Raw genomic sequence first — 19767 nt, forward strand, 5'->3', positions numbered from 1 at the left:
TTTTTCGAGTTAAAAATATTGGTGCTTTCGAAACAGTGAGAGAGAAGGACGTTTACTTTGAAGGAAGTGGGTAATTCCTATCCTATAATCAAAGATTACTCCGTCACTTTCTCAGTAAAGAAATTCAGGTTACTGTCATTATACAAGCGGTCTTTGCCAGATCTTTTTGAAAGCGTTACCCACTCCGTAGCAGCGTATAGGGCGTGATAACTGAAAAGTCTCATAGATAGTTTTGGATAATAATGAAAACCCTTGCCTATGTTCAGTGACATAAGCAAGGGAGTATTTAGTTTGTCGAATTAGAAATTCTGATATTCAAAACTGAGAGATGAAGAGCCATTGCTGTAACGAAAGAAACAATAATAGTGAACAGTTAAGAAACGAATAGACTTATTAATAAAATAAAAGCTAGAACATATGCAATAATTCTATTTCGAACTTCTTTTTCAATATTCCATTCATCTTTAAATAAGTTAGTTCTACATCCTTTTAATATCCAGCAAATAAATGCTCCAATTAAATCTGGCGTCATCATTCCTCCTCGTTTTGTTGATTATGAGTATACTTAATAGTTTCTATTGTATTTTTTTCTTTATTGAATATATCTATATTCCTTGTTTTCCCTTCATATCTCCTTACCTCAGCATTATAAACACCTTTTCTTTTCAATGCAGGTATATGTTTATTAGCTTTCTTAAACTTGTACCATGAACCCGGATTGCCCACTTTACTCATCTTTGAAAATGGTATATTATTACTGACTACATCAATAAACGCTCCCATTGTTTCAGTCGAAGTCTGTGATGCTCCTGACCAAGTCCTCCCTGTCAATACAACCTTAGGCGAATTTACCAATGAATAAACACTGGAAAGTATGAATTTGCTTATACCGTCTACCACTCCCTTTGCCGGTTCATCCAATGTAAACTCAATATTTGTCATATTACCCGTACCTTGAATACTACTATAACTTCCGGTTCGTTGCCAATTCCAAAATTCCTGCTCTGACAATCTTACATTCCCTTCCTTATAAGCAATGTATTCTTGACGGCCAATAAAAGTATTATGAAACCAGTTGTTATGAGTAGTCTCTTTATATGTCCCGTCAGGATTGTAGATTACCTTCATATGTCCATCAGGGTCAATAAACATTATCGGATTATTTCCGCAATAGCTATAAGGACTTTCCGGATAATACTTCTCTGCCATCGGATCCACCGTCGTAAACCTTCCCAGCGCCGCATCATACTGCCTTGCCCCGTAATCATACCAGTCCAGCCCCTTCTTCGTGTCCAGTTCCTTGCCATTGTACTTGTAAGGTTGTACATTCCCCGAAGAAGCGAATACGCCCCCGAACGGATAGTAATGGTTCGTCTCTTCCACACTGCCGTCCTGACTCATCACCACCCGGTTGTTCCCCTGATGGTCCTGCAGGTAGTAATGATACTTCTTGTCGTTCAAGGTCACATATCCCGTCTCCGTCAGCAACAGCTTCTGAACACCGTTTTCATAGACCACATTCCCGCAATAGTCGGTTGTGGTGGCCGCACCGCCAATTGTATGCACGGTGCGCAGCTTTGTTCCGTCCGCCGCATAAACATAGGAGATGACGCTGCCGTCACTGAACACGACCTTACTTGGCAAATTTAATACATTATATTGAATATCAATGATATTCTTATTCAAATCTTTCGTCAGATTGCCATTTGCGTCGTAAGTGTACTCACCAGCCTGTGAAGCGCCGTCCTTGAACTCAAAGCTGCCGTTGTAGGCAGAAGCGGTCGTGGCATCGTCCACACGGTTCAACCGGTTGCCGTCCAGGGTGAATGACAGGTTGTCCACCAGGCCATAACCGGCTACCGAAGTCTGTCCGTAGCGCTGCAAGCCGGTGATGTTCCCATTGCTGTCATAACCCGTCACGCGTTCCGTGAAACGGTCGGTATTGCTGTCGATGGAGGCGGTCTCCCCGTACATGGCGCTTGCCAGCCTGTTTACCCCGTCGTAGTCAAACTTGTATCCGCGTATGTTGCTCTCGTTGCCCGTTTTCCAGGTCATGCTGCTGATATTTCCGTTGTAGCAGAGCGTACCATTGCCCGTATTGTAATACAGGTCCTGTGTAAACTTCCCTCCGCCGATTTCCGTCAACCAGCCGCGGATGTTGTAAGTATAGGCCAGCGAATTTGTGGAAGAGCCGTGGAAAGTCCTGGAAGACAGGCGTCCCCATTCATCATACGCGTTGGCAACCAGTGTCACCTTCGCACCGTCCAGCGTGTGTTCCACCCGGTTCAGCCGGTCGGCATGGTCGTATGTATAGACATACGTTTCCGTCCGTGTCAGCTTCCCGCTTCCTGTATGCGTATGTGTCACGGTGAGCGGCTTGTCCGTCAGCGTATATACCGTACCGGTAGTCTCGTAACCGCCCAGCAGATTGCTTTCGACAACCTTGACGGTGCGGCCCTTGTTGTCGTAATAGTAAGCCTTGAAGACAGGCGTGTCACTTCCGAAGGAGGTTGTCACGCTTCCCGTCAGTGCCCCGTGGGCATAACCCGAAGTGTCATCGTGGAAGGCGCTGTCATAGCCCGTGGCTTCGCGGAATGCCGCATAGCCGTCATAGAAATTCCTCACATGTGCCGTGCGGCCTGAGGAAAGGTTTTTCGAAGAACACTCCCCCTGTTCCGTCAGCCTTCCGAAAGCGTCATACAGGTAGTAGGTCCATCTGCCCGCCGGACGTTGGTTGCCGTCCTGCGAGAAAGAAAGGCGGTCGCAGCTGTCATATTCATACTCCACGGGCTCCGCGCCGGGAAGCTTCTTGCTGATACAGCGTTGCATGGCGTCGTATTCGTACCGGAAAGCATACAAGTTAAGGTTGGCATGGCTTTGGTACATCGGCTGGAGTACGAATCCCAGGTTGCCTTCCGCATCATATACATAATAGGTGTCGTAAGTTTCATCCCCCTGTTTCAGGCGGGTCAGCACCGTGCGTTGCCGCTTGTCGGTAAAGGTATACGACACCTTGCCGTCTTCATCCGTGGTCTTTACCGCTTCGAGCGTCCCCGATGGGTACATGCCCGCATCTTGGAGGGTACCGTCGCTACCCGCCTTGTACTGTCGGCAGGAATATTCCCCGGAAGCCCTGTTGAGGGTATACACCGTCTGCACGGGATGTTCCTTCCAGGCAATGCCGGCATCTGTCATCAGCAAGGGACGTCCCCAGGGAGATTCTTCGTAGAGGGTTTCCGAATACGGGCGGGTGTCTCCCAAGATGCCCGGTGCCTGTTCGGGCATGTTGGAGATGAAAGCCCCGCTCATTCCCGATACGGGAACCGCGTTCCATTGCCGCCATGCACGGCCACGTTTGTCGTAGTCGATGAAATCCACCAGGTCTTTCCCTCCCGGGGTCACGCCTTTCCGTACCGTCTGCACCGGGCGGCCCAGCCCGTCGAAGTATTGTATCCGGTCCAGGCATCCTCCCGAGGTGTCCAGCATCAGTTTCCGGCGGATGTAACTCCGTCCGGAGGTGATGCCTGCCACCGGTGAAGCATACGACGGGTCGGAATCGGGTTCCGGTATATAAGGGATAAGGCCGGGGTAGACAGGGGCCGGGGCCGGCACGTCAAGAGAATATGGCGGCAACAGGTTGTCGACAATAAAGGTGAAACGCAGTTCATGCGCTGACGTATTATTCTTCAGGGCCACCTGCGCCATGTAATCGCCGGAAGAGACATACGCGTTCATGCCGCAAGGGCGACCGGTCATCGGCCGGTATTTCAACGTATATTCCCGGCGGGCACCATCGTCCGCTATCTTGAAGAGCCTGACCGTATATCCCAACGGGAAGGAAGAAGAGCTGCCGGTGGTTGCGGACGGACTGAAAAATACGGGGCCGAACATGGAGGGCCTGTCGATGTGGAACCGTAGGGTGATGTCTACTGCGGAATACTCTGCCGGAATGTTGAATGTCTGCGGGTTGCGGTCCGGTTGTGATAGGGACATGTCCTCCGTGAAGGTCTTTTGCGCTCCCGCCGTAAGTGGGAAAAGGAACGTCACCAGCAGGGCGAGCAATGCCCCGTAGAGTTTGCTGTTTGTTTTATTATGGATTGACTTCATGATATTCTATGGTTGAAAGGTTCGTTTTATTAGTATCTTTGATTGTAGTGAGACGCCCCAGGGAGTCATATTCGTAGTAGGTGGACATTCCGTTGGGAGCTGTCTCCTGTATCACTCCCACTAAAGGGCGGTAGCGGTATGCGGTAATCTGCGCTTGCGGGTTGTCCTTGCGCACCTGCTCGATGATGTCGTAAACCGGTTGCCCGATGTCGTGGCTTGCAGCCAAGGTTTCGGGTTGGATACCGGCCGTCTCGAAAACCGAAAGGGACAGGTTGTGTGCCACCGCAATGATATCCTTTCCGCCGTATCCCCAGAGGTAAGTGGTGATTGTCCCGTCGCGGGAAGTCACCTGGCAGGGACGCCCGCATTTCAAAGGACGCGAATACGTCTCTACATCCCTGAACTGGGTATTGGCGGCATTCACGCTTCCTTCCACCGCCGACAGGCTGTAGCCGCGGTTCACGGCTCCCTGTTCATAACGGTAGCGCACCGTTTTCAGCAGATTACCGTCCGAATAATAACGGGCCTCGACCGGAGTGGACAGCTCATTGGAGGCGGTCATGGCGGCATCTATGGTCTTGGAGCGGTCGAACGGATAAGTGTACACCACCCGGTCATACGTCCCGTCGCTATTGTCCGTTTTGCTTTCACGGATCAGGTTATACCTGTTTTCGTGGATTTTGGAAACGGAGCGCGTCAGCACGGTGTCGTTCCCGTAAACCGTGACAGTCTGCGAACCGTCCTCCGCATCCACTACCGTATAACCCTTTCCTGTCCTGTGGCTGTAGCTGTTTTGATAGAGTTCACGGAGTTTCGAACTGGAAGCCACCATTGCGTCCGTCGCTCCTTCTATCAACGAAAGCCTGCGCAAGTCACTGATGTCGTGGAAAGAATGGCGGGGCAGGGAAGACACGCTGCCGGCTTGTCGGTCGTGGTTGATGATGTCGGTGCGTTTCCCGGCTTGGAGGAGTACCCTGTTGTTGACAGGCTCGTCAATGTTATGCAAGTTGTCCGGATTCGTATAATAGGAGTCGGGCCACACCGCACGGTTATCGAAATGATGGACGGTAGATTCGCCGACTTGTCTCTCCGCGGAAAGTTCGGGAACGGAACCTGGAGCGGGCTGGGAACCTTGAGGGTTTACAAACTCCATAACCTTGTCGAAATACACGTCCTGGTCTTGGGTCACCGAATTGCTGTGCGTGTACAGCGTGTAGTCTACCGGGCGGACATCGGGGGCGATCTGGTTGCTGCTTACATAGTACTTCTTCATCTTCTGCCGATAGGTCAGGTTGCACATCGGGAAACGGGTACTTCCGATTCCTTCCTCGTTGTCGCCCGAATAATACTTGAAGACACGCTTTATGGGATGTCCCGCGACGGGATAGTCCGTTATTTCCGTAATCCGGAGTTGTCCCCCGTCTATATATCCCGAAGCGCTGTCCGGGGCGGGAATGCGGCTCAGTCCATAGGCGTACACCGTTTTTCCGCCCGCAGGATAGGTGATGTCCGACAGGGTATGGATTCTGGCACTGTACAGGTCGCCGCTTTTGTCGGCGCCGCCTATCGTGAACGAGTACGTCTGCCGGTTGTTGGTGATACTCACCGTCTGTCTCGGTACAAAATCCGTATTGCCGCTTTTCCCGTTATAATATCCCCAGTAGTCAACGGCTTTGGTGGCAGGGTCATAATCTCCCCCGAAATAGTTCATCTTGTACGTTTCGACCGTATTGCCGTCACCGTCGGCTATTTTCAGCGCTTCAAGCAGGATCCTGCCATGACCGGCCTTTTTCTGTATCAGGGTAACGCTGCGCACTACATTCCCTTGGGTATCTTTCACCAGGATTTTTTCCAGGCAGTTTCCGGTGGAAGAATAAGAGAAACTCACCGTGCCGCCACTGAAAGCGATACCCTTTATCGGGCGCACCTTTACCGTGGCCACCGCCCCGAAGTAGCTGCGGTTACCCACGCCCCCCCACTTCTCAAAAACCGGCTTCGGGGTCCCGCCGGGCTGTATGGTTGTCCCGTTCATGTAATAGTAGTTTTCTTGTCCGTTCACTCCCGCCCAGTAGCCCGGGTGGGGAGGTGTCCCCGGTGACGGCACATGGTAGTCGGGATAATTGTCTTCCGTGGCGTAATAGTCGTAAGCACCCTTGTAAACCTCGTCCGGCAGGTCGGTGTAATAGCTGAAACTTATCCTGTCGCCATCGGGCGAAGTGATCTCGGAAGCTTTCCAGGCCGTTTGTGCGGAATAGGAGTTTACGAGGCTCGTTTCCTCCCTCGCGTTGGCATCTTGCCCGAAAAGGTACTTGTTTCCGGTTCCATCGATAACCCTCAGCTGGTTGTTGAAACTGTCGTTGACCTTGGTTTCGCTTTCGCCCAATGACACTTTCAGTTCCGGACGGTGAAACAGCCGGGGGATGAACTGGTGGCTGTCGGCTTGTTGCAGCACAAAGTCGGCCGATGCGTCGATGAGCTTCATGTGGAAAATGTCTTCAAGCACGTCGCAGGTTCCCTGTCCTATCCTTGCCTTATAGATATCGGGCAGGCGGGTCAGGTTTGACTTGTCGTACAGGAACGATCGTTCGTCGGGCAATCCGCGCACCTCACGGCTGATGACGGGTTCCGCTTCCAGCGTCCATCCCAGTGCCACCGGCCCGTTTTTCTGTTCGGCTTTTATCCCTCCGGTGGTGTAGGAAAGCGAGATGGGGAGAGTGAACGAAGCTGTACGGATGGTGTAAACCGGTATGCGTATCGTGGCTCGTCCGGTGGAGTAATCCATAGCCTCCGGCTTTTTGCAGAACAGCTCCGAGGCTTGCCTGGAAGCCGGACAGAATGATTGGGAACGTGCGGCGATGTCGTAACTGCCCGGGACGGACTGCCCGGACACGGGACATGGCATGCCGCAAACCAGGAGCAGGCAGGCTGCCATTGTTTTAAAATTGAGTTTTTTCATGTGTGAATTGTGTTAAATCGGTTGATAAAATAGTTTTGTTTTTGTGTTTTAAGCTTAATCACGATGCAAATGTAAGGCTTGCATGTGGTGCGTGAAAATTAAAACCACTGTTTTTGTTCACGAAATGTGTTTTGATAAATAGCCGGTTATTTGCCTGCTCCTGCACAGGCTCAATAGGTACTTCCCCGGTCGACATATCTTTCCGTATCGAAAAATCTCCCTTTTCATCCACAGGCTGCGGACAGCCTGTGTCTTGAGTTCCTCCGGTTTCGGGGGAACTATTGAGGAGGGAGTATTCTATGCTATGCTATTCTATGCTATGCTATGTGTACCGGATGTTACATTTTGAGATGTTAATGTTACATTTTGGGGCATTAATGTTACATCTTGCGCCTGTTGGTAGAGGTCTTTGCGCTTCAGGATGAAATGAGGCGTCTGTAGCTCCCTTGTGACAGGTCTATATATTCCTCGTGTGGCATCTATATATCCCTCGCGACAGGTCTATAGTTTCCTCGTGGCGTATCTATAGTTCCCTCACTTTATAATTATTAGCTTTAATTATTTGTGTTTTAGAAACAATTTGCGTACGTTTGTCACATTAAAGATAGATGCGTTTTCAAGTAAGAAACGGATTGTGCCGCTGATGTTTAAAAATCGTTCATAATTGAGTGGAAATGAGGTAAATGAGTCAAAGTTATACAATGATAAACATTGCAGTATAATAAAATATTACATAACTTGTGTCTATGGAAAAAAAAATAGATTTATTGTTCAATGTGTCGGAAATCGTAGGGCGTGCCAAGAGAGTGCTCGACTTGAAGACTGATGCTGCCTTGGCCTCCTATCTGGGAGTATCCCGTTCTACCCTGAGTAACTGGATTGCACGTAATAGTATAGACTTTCCACTGTTGCTGGAGCGGCTGAAAGAGGTGGACTACAACTGGTTGCTCACAGGTAAGGGAAGTCCGGCACACAAGCAGAAGCAGTGTGGAGACGAGTGGGCACAGGGTGAAGTAGAAATACTCCACAATCCTAAAACACCAGAGGTTGTGGATGACCGTAGTGTGGCGCTTTACGACATCACCGCCGCCGCCAACCTGAAAACCTTGCTGGCGGATAAACGGCAGTATGTGGTGGGGAGGATACAGATACCGAGCATTCCGGTATGCGATGGCGCGCTATACATCAGCGGGGACAGTATGTATCCCATACTGAAATCGGGCGATATCGTGGGGTTCAAGGAGATAAACAGTTTCAGCCATGTCATTTATGGCGAAATGTATCTGGTTTCATTCGTCATCGATGGTGATGAGTATCTGGCGGTAAAATATGTGAACCGTTCGGACAAGGAAGGTTGCCTGAAGCTGGTGAGCTACAACCCGCACCACGAGCCGATGGATGTGCCGCTGGCGGCTATCAATGCGATGGCTATTGTTAAGTTCTCGATTAGAAAGAATATGATGATGTAACGGGAAGGAGGAGATTATGAATTTCTACACTCCCGTTTACCTCCCCGCTGGCTTGCCGCAACTTACGCATAGTGACCGTTTGATGTCGATCGGTTCTTGCTTTGCCACCGGCATGGGGGAACGGCTTGTCGATGCCAAGTTTCGTTGCGACGTCAACCCATACGGTGTACTTTATAATCCGTTGTCCATTTCTGCTGCTTTGCGTGAAATTGTGGCAGGAAAGATATACGGGCGGCAAGACTTGTTTTTCTTTCGTGAATGTTGGCACAGCCCGATGCATCATGGCGATTTCTCGTCACCCGAAGTGGAAGAAACTTTGCGACGTATCAACGGGCGTATTGTCCGGGCACACAATGATATTTTCAGTCTGGATTGCTTGTTGCTGACTTTCGGTACGGCATGGGTGTATGAACGGAACAGCACGGGATGTATTGTCGCCAACTGTCACAAGCAGCCGGAGAAGTGTTTCAACCGTCGTCGGTTGGGGGTAGAGGAGATTGTGACGGACTATACTTCGCTGCTGTCGGGATTGCTGGCACGAAACCCAAAACTGAAGATCGTGTTCACCGTTAGCCCTATCCGTCATGTGCGCGACGGGTTACATGCCAACCAACTCAGCAAAGCCACGCTACTGCTTGCCATCGACCGTTTACAGGAGGTGTTTTCGGGGAATGTGTTTTACTTTCCTGCTTATGAGTTGGTGCTGGATGAGTTGCGTGATTATCGATTTTATGCAGAAGACATGGTGCACCCTTCCGAAGTAGCTGCCAGCTATGTTTGGGAACGCTTTTCATCGGCCTGTTTCTCTTTAGAGACGTTACAGATAATAGAAGAAAGTGAAAATATACATAGAGCGTTGGCGCATAAGCCCTTTCATCCGGATTCTGAAGAGTATAAGCGTTTTTTAGGACAAATTGTGTTAAAAATAGACCGACTTAACGGAAAATACCCGTACTTAGACTTCAAAAATGAGAGAGAAATATGTCGTATACGATTGAAAGCATAACTGAAATCATTGGTGCACGGCGTGTAGGGGATACACCGGCCACCATTGACTGGCTGCTTACCGACAGCCGTTCATTGAGTTTCCCCGAGGAAACACTTTTCTTTGCACTGACTACCAAGCGGAACGACGGTGCGCGATATATACCGGATTTATATGCTCGGGGTGTGAGGAATTTCGTAGTGAGTGAGGCGGTGGCACAGTCCATTATCAATTATCAACTGTCGACTGCCAATTTGTTGATTGTTGCAAGTCCTTTAAAGGCTTTGCAAAAATTGGCGGAACAGCATCGTGACCGTTTCCAGATACCTGTTATCGGTATTACGGGTAGTAATGGAAAAACCATTGTGAAGGAGTGGTTGCACCAGTTGCTCAGTCCCGAACGTATCATCGTGCGTTCGCCACGTAGTTACAATTCGCAGATTGGCGTACCTTTGTCCGTGTGGCAGATGAATGAGGAGTCTGAGCTCGCCCTGCTGGAAGCCGGGATTTCGGAGCCGGGGGAAATGCGTGCTTTGCAGAATATCATAAAGCCTACTATCGGTATACTGACGAATATTGGTGGTGCGCATCAGGAAAACTTCTTCTCCTTGCAGGAAAAGTGTATGGAGAAATTAGCGTTGTTCAAGAACTGTGATGTGGTGATTTACAATGGCGATGACGAATTTATCAGTAATTGCGTGGGCAAGTCGATGCTTTCGGCGCGTGAAATTGCATGGAGTCGTAAGGATATGGAACGCCCTTTGTTTATAAGTAAGGTGGATAAGAAGGACGATTTTACTGTCATTTCTTACCGTTATCTGGACATGGACAACACGTTTACTCTACCATTCATTGACGATGCTTCCATAGAGAACTCGTTGAATTGTTTGGCTGCCTGTCTGTATTTGATGCTTCCTGCCGAGAAAATTACAGAACGGATGGCAAAGTTGGAACCTATCGCTATGCGTCTGGAGGTAAAGGAGGGCAAGAACGGTTGTCTGTTGATAAATGACAGTTATAATTCCGATCTGGCTTCGCTGGATATTGCGCTCGATTTTCTGTACCGGCGTTCGCAGAGCAAGGGTTTGAAGCGGACACTGATTCTTTCGGATATCCTGGAGACAGGGCAGAATACGCCTACGCTCTACCGACAAGTGGCGCAATTGGTGAACAGTCGTGGCATAGAGCGCATTATCGGTGTGGGGAGTGAGATTTCTACTTGTGCTTCACGGTTCAACATCGAAAAAACTTTCTATCCCAATACGGATACGTTGACGCGTGCCATTGCAAAAGGGGAGTTGCGGCTGGAAAATGAAATAATTCTGATAAAGGGTGCACGTAAGTTCGGTTTCGATTCCCTCACAGAGGTACTGGAAAAGAAGGTGCACGAAACGATATTGGAAGTAAACCTGGGGGCGATGATTGCCAATCTGAACTATTATCGTGGCAAGCTGAAACCCGAAACCAAGATGGTGTGTATGGTGAAGGCCTCGGCCTATGGCGCGGGTTCGTATGAAATTGCTAAAACTTTGCAGGAACATCATGTTGATTATCTGGCGGTTGCTGTTGCTGATGAAGGTTCGGAACTGCGTAAGGCAGGTATCACCGCAAGCATCATCATCATGAATCCTGAAATGACGGCATTCAAGACGTTGTTCGACTATAAGCTGGAACCGGAAGTGTATAGTTTCCATTTATTGGATGCATTGATTAAGGAGGCGGAGAAAGAGGGGGTCACGAACTTCCCCATTCACGTGAAACTGGATACGGGTATGCATCGGCTTGGTTTTGCGCCGGAAGATATGCCCCGGTTAATAGAACGCCTGAAGGGGCAGAATGCTGTGATTGCCCGTTCGGTCTTCTCGCATTTCGTGGGGAGTGACGCGCCGCAGTTCGATGCGTTTACGCGTAGGCAGATAGAGATGTTTGAAAAGGCTTCGATGCAGTTGCAGGAGGCTTTCCCGCATAAGATACTTCGCCATATCTGCAATTCTGCGGGTATAGAGCGTTTTCCTGGGGCGCAGTTCGACATGGTGCGCCTGGGACTGGGATTGTATGGTATCAGTCCGATAGACAATTCTATTATGAATAATGTGAGTACGTTGAAAACTACTATTCTCCAGATACGGGACGTGCCCGAAGAAGATACGGTGGGGTACAGCCGTAAAGGGCACTTGACACGGCCTTCACGCATTGCCGCCATTCCTATCGGCTATGCCGACGGACTGAATCGGCACTTGGGTAACGGTCGTGCTTATTGTTTGGTGAACGGGCAACGTGCCGCATACGTGGGGAATATTTGCATGGATGTTTGCATGATAGATGTGACTGATATTGACTGTAAGGAAGGTGATGCAGTGGAAATCTTCGGTGATCATTTGCCAATAACCGTTCTCTCCGATGTGCTCGAAACTATTCCTTATGAAGTATTGACGAGTGTTTCGACGAGAGTGAAGAGAGTATATTATCAGGATTGATGAGAATTGTGGCTTATTGGTTTGTGATTAATCACCGAACATTACACATTATTCGCCAATCATTACACATTAATCGTCAATCATTAATCATTATTTCACTATCTTTGCATCAAATTAATCCTGTATAACTATGACAAACTTACTTTTACTAGGTTTCTTGCCCAGTGGTTCCGAATGGGTTATTATCGCATTGCTTATATTGTTGCTGTTCGGCGGTAAAAAAATCCCTGAATTAATGAAAGGATTGGGTAAAGGCGTGAAGAGCTTCAAAGAAGGCGTGAATGAGGCGAAGGAAGAAATTAATAAGGCTAAAGACGAAGTGGATAAACCGGCTGAGGAGAAAAAATGATAATTTTCTTTCACCGTAAGAATACAGAGGTCGCAAAATTTTCCCTTATTGATAAGCAGGTCTATCTGTCATTAGCTCCATTCAAAATCTCTTCTGATTATTTCATTAGGGTATAGTCTGAACCTGTTGAAAAGTCTATTCTCTTTATGTATACGAGGAGAAGAGACCCTTCGGCAAGTTCAGGATAACAGATACTGACAGAGTATAATAATAATCTCTGTGTCTTCTACAGTGAAAACTAAATTTCCTGTTTATAATCATGTCTGATAAAGAATTAACCTTTTGGGATCATCTGGATGAATTGCGCCGTGTGTTGTTTCGTATTCTTGGTGTGTGGTTTCTGTTGGCGGTCGGTTACTTTATTGCAATGCCCTATTTGTTTGATAATGTGGTGTTGGCACCTTGCCATAACGACTTTATCTTTTATGATGTGTTGCGTTATGTTGGTGAGATATTCGATCTGAAAGATGAGTTCTTCACACAGGAATTTCATGTAAAACTGATTAATATCAATCTGGCGGCACCGTTTTTTATCCACATGTCTACAGCATTTTGGATGTCGGTAGTGACGGCTGCGCCTTATATCTTCTTTGAAATTTGGCGGTTCATCAGTCCGGCGCTCTATCCGAAAGAACGCAGGGGGGTGAAAAAAGCGTTGTGTATCGGTACGGTGATGTTCTTTCTGGGGGTATTACTAGGTTATTTCATGGTTTATCCGTTGACATTACGCTTCTTGTCTACTTATCAGCTAAGTGCGGCGATAGAAAATCAGATCTCTCTCAATTCGTATATTGACAACTTTATGATGCTGGTGCTCTGCATGGGACTTGCATTTGAGTTGCCGTTGGTGACATGGCTGCTGTCCTTGTTGGGGCTGGTGCATAAGTCTCTTTTGCGGAGATATCGCCGTCATGCGCTTGTTGTCATCGTAATTGTTGCTGCCATCATTACTCCGACAGGCGATCCTTTTACATTGACAGTCGTTTCGGTTCCACTCTATATGCTCTATGAGTTGAGTATATTGATGATTAAGGATAAGAAAAACAAGGAACTGGCGGATATCGAAGTATGAAGGAATTCAATGAATACTACGATATATTGTTAGCGGCTTGCAGAAGTGAAGATGTGCTTCTTGCCGCCGCTTATCGCCGGTTGCGTGAACTCCTTGAACACCTTTGTCGTACGCAGATGACAGACAGTAGCTTACAAATGACTGACCTCTCTGCACGTATCAACTTTGTAGCTTCCAAGACAGGACTTTCTGTGGTTGAGCAGAACCGTTTGCACACGTTCCGTCTGACTTCCAATGCCATACTGAACCGGCAGGTAGAGCCACAGCGGGAACATCTGTTGCGTGATGCCAAGACGTTGGCTTTCTTCGTTAAGCGACTGACAGAAGTGGATATTCCCGATGAACTTTATCGCCTGTTTCCACGTGCCGATGCTACTTATATTGTACTCCCGCCTGCTAGGGAGTGTGTACGACGTATGCGTGTCAGTTTTCAGCAAGCTGATGATACTTATTTATATGTATTGCCTGTAGATTCGGTGGCAGACGAGCCGTTGAAGGTACGTTATAATATACCGCAAGTCAATGAGGAGTTTAATGAGACCTGTCGTTTGTTATGGCGTCATGCTCAACTCAATCTGCTGGATGTGGCTGTGGATGAATCGGGAGTTTTGACTCCTTCATTCATTATATTGGAACCTGATTATCTGATAGATATCAGTTCACTGGCGGAGTGTTTCAAAGACTACGGTCACCATCCTGCCAACTATCTGTTAGCTCGTTTTCAGCTTCCTGAAAATACACGGTCACTTCTGCTTGGTAATATCGCCAACCTTTTTTTGGATGAGTGGATTTATGCCGACAACGAGCCGGATTATCTAGTTTGTATGAAGAAAGCTTTCCGTACCTATCCCATCGAACTGGCAGCATGCGCTGACTTACGTGATCGGGAGAAGGAACGGGAATTCTTTGCCGATTGTAAACGGCATTTCGAGAATATACGGCAGACAGTGAAAGAAACGTTCCATACTTCTGGCTATAACCTGGATAAAACGGATGCTGTATTGGAACCTTCTTACATCTGCGAGGCTCTGGGCTTGCAAGGACGGCTCGATTATATGCAGCGGGATATGTCTTCGTTCATTGAAATGAAGTCGGGTAAGGCAGATGAATATACCATCCGGGGTAAGGTGGAACCGAAGGAAAATAACAAGGTACAGATGTTGCTCTATCAAGCTGTGTTGGAGTATTCCATGGGGATGAATCACCGGTGGGTGAAAGCTTACCTGCTTTATACACGTTATCCGTTACTTTATCCGGCACGTCCATCGTGGGCGATGGTACGCCGAGTGATGGACGTGCGGAACCGGATTGTGGCGAATGAGTACAGTATCCAATTACGCAATAGTCAGCAATATACGGCAGAGCGCTTGCAGGAACTTAATTCTGATACGCTGAACGAGCGGCAATTGGATAATACGTTGTGGAAACGGTATCTTTTACCTTCCATTGATGTAGTGAGACAACGCATTGAGACATTGTCACCTTTGGAAAAGTCTTATTTCTATACGCTTTACAACTTTATCACTAAAGAACTTTATACCTCCAAGTCGGGGGATATGGACTATGAAGGACCTGCCGGCGCGGCTGCGTTATGGCTTTCCACACTGGCTGAGAAGTGTGAGAGTGGGGAGATTTTGTATGATTTGACAATACAAGAGAATTGTGCGGCAAATGTACATAAGCCTTATTTGTCATTGCGAAGGGTTCCGGTTGCTTGGGAGGAACCAAGTGAGGGGGGACTCCCGAACTTTCGTCGGGGAGACGCTGTGGTTCTTTACGAAAGAAATACAGATACCGATAATGTTACCAATAAGATGGTGTTCAAAGGAAATATCGAATGGATTTCTGATACGGATTTGTGCATCCGTCTTCGGGCCTCACAACAGAATATAGCTGTTCTACCAATGGATAGCCGTTATGCTGTGGAACATGATATAATGGATACTTCTTTCCGAAGTATGTATTGGGGACTTTCCGCTTTTTTATCGGCCACGTCAGAAAGGCGGGCTTTGTTGTTAAATCAACGTCCGCCTGAGTTTGATGTTTCATTGGATGATGACATAGCTTCAACAAAGGATGATTTTGAACGTATCGCTTTGAAAGCAAGGGCGGCTCGGGATTATTTCTTGTTGATTGGTCCTCCGGGAACGGGCAAGACTTCCCGTGCCTTGCGTAATATGGTCGAGACGTTTCATCGGGAAGGAAAACAAATCTTGTTACTTTCGTATACTAACCGTGCGGTGGATGAAATCTGTAAAACATTGACTGCAATTACTCCGGAAGTCGATTTTATCCGCATCGGTAATGAGTTGTCATGCGATGTGTCTTATCGTTCATATTTAATAGAAAATGTACTTGAACCGTGTAGTACCCGGCGTGAGGTACAAGAACGTATGTCGCGTTGCCAGATTTTTGTGGGAACGGTTGCTACACTTTCTGCCAAAACAGAGTTGTTCAGACTGAAAACCTTTGATGTAGCTATCATAGATGAGGCTACTCAGATATTAGAGCCACAGTTGTTGGGACTGCTTTGTACCCGTAGTGTTTCGGGAGGAAATGCTATTGGTAAGTTTATCTTGATTGGAGATCATAAGCAGTTGCCTGCGGTAGTGTTACAATCTTCTGAGCAGTCGGAGGTATGTGACGAGAATTTGCGTGCCATTGGACTGCGTAATTTGAAGGATTCACTTTTTGAGAGACTTTATCGGAATGTTACTTTAAATTTACCTGTTTCGGTTGTTAACCGTCAACTGGCAAATTTCAAATCTTTTGATATGCTTTGCCGGCAAGGGCGTATGAATGTAGATGTAGCCGCTTTTCCTAATCATGCCTTTTATGGTGGACTTTTACAACCGGTAGGGTTACCGCACCAATTTGGAAAACTGGAACTTGCTTCGGGGTTGGCAGATAGTGAGTTCGCAGATTTGTTGACTTGCCGTGTCGCTTTTCTGCCTTCTGTACCCGATGCTGTGATGCAGTCTGTCAAGATGAATCACTCGGAGGCGCAAATTGTAGCGCGGTTGGCGAAGGAGGTCTATCGGCAATATATGTTTTCTGAGGGTGGTTTTGATGTAACGCGGACATTGGGAATAATTACTCCTTACCGTAGTCAGATTGCTTTGATTAAGAAAGAGATTGCCGCTATGGGTATTGTTGCTTTGAATGATATTTTAGTGGATACAGTAGAACGTTTTCAAGGTAGTGAACGGGATGTGATTATTTACTCATTTTGTGTAAATCGGGCATATCAATTAAGATTTCTTGCCAATATGACGGAAGAGGATGGTGTGCAAATAGATCGGAAACTGAATGTGGCGTTGACACGTGCCCGTAAGCAGATGTTTATGACCGGTGTACCTCAACTACTGAAACAAAATCCTGTATATGCACGTTTGCTGCAAGCAGTAAGATGCTTTTGAGTTGGTAAACTTTCATTGGCTTTACTGATTTTTCTCCTTTTACTTTAGTAGAGTGAAGAATGACTATTATAGGTGATTATTTAATGTTTATTAAATGTTTTTCTTATATTTATATATTTTATTAATAGCTTCGCGTAGGATAAAGCGTTATATTTGCAACACGTTTTTTTCATAGAGATTTAGATTTAAGGTTAGAAGAATTGTGGAAGTCGTGAGACTTCCCTTTTTTTCACCTTAAAATGTTTTCCTTATTTGTTACCGTTGGGCTAAATGCTAAAATCCAGTTCCGATAAGGGAACAAAAAAGCTCTTTCGTAAGAAAGAGCTTTTTTGTTTTTTTATGCTTATTGGGTTCTGTATCAGTCAAGTACGATAGGTTTGTATTTAGGAACCAATCCTTTCATAATTACCCATCCTAACAAGTAAGCTACAGCACATACGCAGAAGATTACGAAATAACCGGCTGGCTTTCCTTCGAATCCCATGAATGTCATATTAGTGTTTCCTGCATATACAAAGAGTTCACCGGCAATGAATTGTAACAACATGGAACCGATGCCACCTGCCATGCCGCCAATACCGGTAACAGTGGCGATTGCTGATTTCGGGAACATATCGCCCACAGTGGAGAAGATGTTTGCAGACCATGATTGATGGGCTGCTCCACCGATACCAATCATAATAACCGGGAACCATGGTGAAATAGTGCCTAAAGGTTGTGCTAATAATACCAACAACGGGAAGAATGCGAAAATCAGCATGGCACGCATACGCGCTGCATACGGATTTAGTCCGGTTTTGTTGATGATGATAGTAGGTATTTTACCACCGTAAATGGAAAGCATGGTGATAGCATACAATGTGAAAATGAGTGCCATACCCAGTCCCTCGGAAGTTTTGATACCGAACTGTGTGTTCAAATAGGACGGGGTCCAGAACAAGAAAAACCACCATACACCGTCGGTCATAAATTTACCGATGGCAAAGGCCCATGTCTGCTTATAACCGAAGCATTGCAAAAAGCCCATTTTCTTTTCCTCTTTTTGGTTTTCCTCTTTAACTCCCGCAATCTCGTAGCTGTCTTGTTCTATATATTCTAATTCAGCCTTGTTTACATGCTTACTCTTGGCAGGAGCTGTATACATAAATACCCAAAAGCCCATCCAGATAAACCCAAGCGCACCAATTACAATAAATGCCATTTCCCATCCCCAGGCTTTAGCCAATAAAGGAATAGAAATAGGAGCAATCAACGCTCCGATAGATGCGCCGGCATTGAATATGGAAGTAGCGTATGCACGGTCTTTCTTGGGGAAATACTCGGCAGTAACCTTGATTGCGGCTGGAAAGTTTCCGGCTTCTCCTAAAGCTAGTACACAACGGGCTGCCAGGAAACAGTACATACTGATGGTAGCGATAGTCACTACTACGTCACCGGTAGCCCCCATTAATTCTGCTGCACTATGTAAACCTACAAAATGTTCTGTAATTATACCGCAAAAGGCATGGAGACAGGCACCGACTGACCATACGCCAATAGCCCATAAATATCCTTTTTTAGAGCCTAGCCAATCTACGAAACGGCCGGCAAATAGCATACAAGCCGCATATACAAATGAGAAAACTGCAGTAATTGTTCCGTAGTGAGATTCATCCCAATGAAATTCCGGTTTGATGAATTCGTCCCAGGTAAGTGACAATACCTGACGGTCGAGGTAATTTACTGTTGTTGCGAAGAATAACATGGCGCAAATAGTCCAACGATAATTGGTCATTTTGCCCAGTGTGTTTTGAAATGTACTCATGATATAGATTTGTTATTTTATTTGCAAATGTAGGGGTTTGTGTTGTGTTTCTGGTGTAATTTTTGATGTAAATCATGGAGAAAATGACAAAATAGGCATGGATTAGAATAATCCATGCCTATTCTGTATTAAAGAGAGTTTATTTCATATCAATGTATTTAATCTCATCTTTGTCGCTATATTTCAGGTTCTCACCACCCATACCCCAGATGAAAGTATAGTTACTGGTTCCTGCTGCTGCGTGGATACTCCATTCAGGAGAAGTGATGGCTTGTTCGTTGTGCAACCATACAAGACGTTCTTCCTGAGGTTCACCCATCAAATGACAAATAGCATTTCCCGGAGTCAGGTTGAAGTAGTAGTAAGCCTCCATACGGCGTGTATGAGTGTGAGCAGGCATAGTGTTCCATACAGAACCGGGAGCCAATTCCGTAAGTCCCATTTGCAATTGGTTGGTACCACCGTCTTTCACTCTTTCCAATACATCTTTCACAATCAGTTGGTTTACGATACGGTCGTTACTGTCTTCCATTTTTCCATAATGATCGGAAATTCCCAGAGCATATTTCTTAGGATTAGCTTTCTGGAGTTTAACGTCAGTGGTAATCAGCTGAGTAACGTAAGGTTTGTAAGCCGGAGCTGAATTGATATAGAATTTTGCAGGATTAGAAGCATCGTTACTTTTGAAAGTAACTTCCTTATTACCGCAACCCACATAAAGTGCTTCTTTGTATTTCATCGGATATTCCTTACCATCTACGGTAACCACTCCATCACCACCGGTGTTGATAACACCCAGTTCACGACGTTCCAGGAAATAAGTGATTTCCGGACCAAGTTCACGGAATACTTCTAACTTCAAAGTCTTGTTTACAGGCATGGCACCTCCATAAATCAAACGATCGTAAAGAGTATAAGTTACGTTAATTTCGTCCGGAGCCATTACTTTGTCCATCATAAAAGAGCTACGAAGACGTTCCGTGTCATAGTGCTTTACGTCTGACGGATGACAGGCTGTCTGTACTTTGTAGTTTACTTGGGCGGAAGCCGTCAATGCGGCAGCACCCAACATCAGGGCAATTGCTAATTTTTTCATTTCTAATATAAACTTTTAAGATGAATATGCTAT

The 19767-nt window shown here is 46.6% G+C and carries 11 protein-coding genes; 6 read left to right on the forward strand and 5 right to left on the reverse strand.

The genetic code is table 11. The annotated features are described in order from the left end of the window. Positions 1-95 precede the first annotated feature (95 nt). The 3 genes from DXC10_RS16285 to DXC10_RS04695 form a co-directional block, all read right to left on the reverse strand. Positions 96-272 (reverse strand): hypothetical protein, encoded by a 177-nt coding sequence (locus tag DXC10_RS16285; RefSeq protein ID WP_158557816.1) that lies wholly within the window; start codon positions 270-272, stop codon positions 96-98. 259 nt (positions 273-531) lie between these two features. After that, positions 532-4107 carry an RHS repeat domain-containing protein gene (locus DXC10_RS04690; RefSeq protein WP_233519875.1) on the reverse strand — a complete coding sequence of 1192 codons (3576 nt, stop codon included), beginning with the start codon at positions 4105-4107 and terminating at the stop codon, positions 532-534. Then, complete coding sequence (locus DXC10_RS04695; protein WP_117737415.1) at positions 4091-7063, reverse strand: SpvB/TcaC N-terminal domain-containing protein; 2973 nt, start codon at positions 7061-7063, stop codon at positions 4091-4093. The genes DXC10_RS04690 and DXC10_RS04695 overlap by 17 nt, the downstream gene beginning before the upstream one ends. A 746-nt stretch (positions 7064-7809) precedes the next feature. Here DXC10_RS04695 and DXC10_RS04700 point away from each other — a divergent pair. The 6 genes from DXC10_RS04700 (at position 7810) to DXC10_RS04725 (ending at position 16834) form a co-directional block, all read left to right on the forward strand. Continuing rightward, a complete protein-coding gene (locus tag DXC10_RS04700) occupies positions 7810-8532 on the forward strand; it encodes a S24 family peptidase (RefSeq protein WP_187120665.1) in 723 nt (240 codons plus the stop codon). Positions 8533-8548: 16 nt separating this feature from the next. Beyond that, positions 8549-9538 (forward strand): GSCFA domain-containing protein, encoded by a 990-nt coding sequence (locus tag DXC10_RS04705; RefSeq protein WP_101544495.1) that lies wholly within the window; start codon positions 8549-8551, stop codon positions 9536-9538. Then, on the forward strand, positions 9514-11994 hold the full coding sequence (locus DXC10_RS04710; protein ID WP_101544497.1) for a bifunctional UDP-N-acetylmuramoyl-tripeptide:D-alanyl-D-alanine ligase/alanine racemase: 2481 nt from the start codon (positions 9514-9516) through the stop codon (positions 11992-11994). Before DXC10_RS04705 ends, DXC10_RS04710 begins: the two co-directional genes overlap by 25 nt. Positions 11995-12124: 130 nt before the next feature. Continuing rightward, on the forward strand, positions 12125-12343 hold the full coding sequence (locus DXC10_RS04715; protein ID WP_101544498.1) for a twin-arginine translocase TatA/TatE family subunit: 219 nt from the start codon (positions 12125-12127) through the stop codon (positions 12341-12343). Positions 12344-12602: 259 nt separating this feature from the next. Continuing rightward, entirely contained in the window at positions 12603-13415 is an 813-nt protein-coding gene (gene tatC, locus DXC10_RS04720; RefSeq protein WP_101544500.1) for a twin-arginine translocase subunit TatC, read from the forward strand. Then, positions 13412-16834: a DEAD/DEAH box helicase gene (locus tag DXC10_RS04725; RefSeq protein WP_117737416.1), complete on the forward strand. Its 3423-nt coding sequence runs from the start codon at positions 13412-13414 to the stop codon at positions 16832-16834. Before tatC ends, DXC10_RS04725 begins: the two co-directional genes overlap by 4 nt. A gap of 358 nt (positions 16835-17192) precedes the next feature. On the opposite strand, the gene DXC10_RS04730 is transcribed toward DXC10_RS04725, so the two are convergent. Together DXC10_RS04730 and kduI are read right to left on the reverse strand one after the other, a co-directional pair. Then, positions 17193-18638 carry an MFS transporter gene (locus DXC10_RS04730; protein ID WP_101544503.1) on the reverse strand — a complete coding sequence of 482 codons (1446 nt, stop codon included), beginning with the start codon at positions 18636-18638 and terminating at the stop codon, positions 17193-17195. Between the two features lie 139 nt (positions 18639-18777). Further along, positions 18778-19734, reverse strand: a complete 957-nt coding sequence (kduI, locus tag DXC10_RS04735; protein ID WP_101544504.1) for a 5-dehydro-4-deoxy-D-glucuronate isomerase — start codon at positions 19732-19734, stop codon at positions 18778-18780. Between the last annotated feature and the right edge of the window lie 33 nt (positions 19735-19767).

It is taken from the genome of Bacteroides sp. OM08-11, assembly GCF_003438665.1.
In the GTDB taxonomy this organism is placed as follows: domain Bacteria; phylum Bacteroidota; class Bacteroidia; order Bacteroidales; family Bacteroidaceae; genus Bacteroides; species Bacteroides cutis.

What these genes read in the sequence shown, in the direction of transcription:
- DXC10_RS16285 (WP_158557816.1), bottom strand. Translation starts at nt 272, where the DNA reads ATGTCACTGAACATAGGCAAGGGTTTTCATTATTATCCAAAACTATCT.
- DXC10_RS04690 (WP_233519875.1), bottom strand. Translation starts at nt 4,107, where the DNA reads ATGAAGTCAATCCATAATAAAACAAACAGCAAACTCTACGGGGCATTG.
- DXC10_RS04695 (WP_117737415.1), bottom strand. Translation starts at nt 7,063, where the DNA reads ATGAAAAAACTCAATTTTAAAACAATGGCAGCCTGCCTGCTCCTGGTT.
- DXC10_RS04700 (WP_187120665.1), top strand. Translation starts at nt 7,810, where the DNA reads ATGGAAAAAAAAATAGATTTATTGTTCAATGTGTCGGAAATCGTAGGG.
- DXC10_RS04705 (WP_101544495.1), top strand. Translation starts at nt 8,549, where the DNA reads ATGAATTTCTACACTCCCGTTTACCTCCCCGCTGGCTTGCCGCAACTT.
- DXC10_RS04710 (WP_101544497.1), top strand. Translation starts at nt 9,514, where the DNA reads ATGTCGTATACGATTGAAAGCATAACTGAAATCATTGGTGCACGGCGT.
- DXC10_RS04715 (WP_101544498.1), top strand. Translation starts at nt 12,125, where the DNA reads ATGACAAACTTACTTTTACTAGGTTTCTTGCCCAGTGGTTCCGAATGG.
- tatC (WP_101544500.1), top strand. Translation starts at nt 12,603, where the DNA reads ATGTCTGATAAAGAATTAACCTTTTGGGATCATCTGGATGAATTGCGC.
- DXC10_RS04725 (WP_117737416.1), top strand. Translation starts at nt 13,412, where the DNA reads ATGAAGGAATTCAATGAATACTACGATATATTGTTAGCGGCTTGCAGA.
- DXC10_RS04730 (WP_101544503.1), bottom strand. Translation starts at nt 18,638, where the DNA reads ATGAGTACATTTCAAAACACACTGGGCAAAATGACCAATTATCGTTGG.
- kduI (WP_101544504.1), bottom strand. Translation starts at nt 19,734, where the DNA reads ATGAAAAAATTAGCAATTGCCCTGATGTTGGGTGCTGCCGCATTGACG.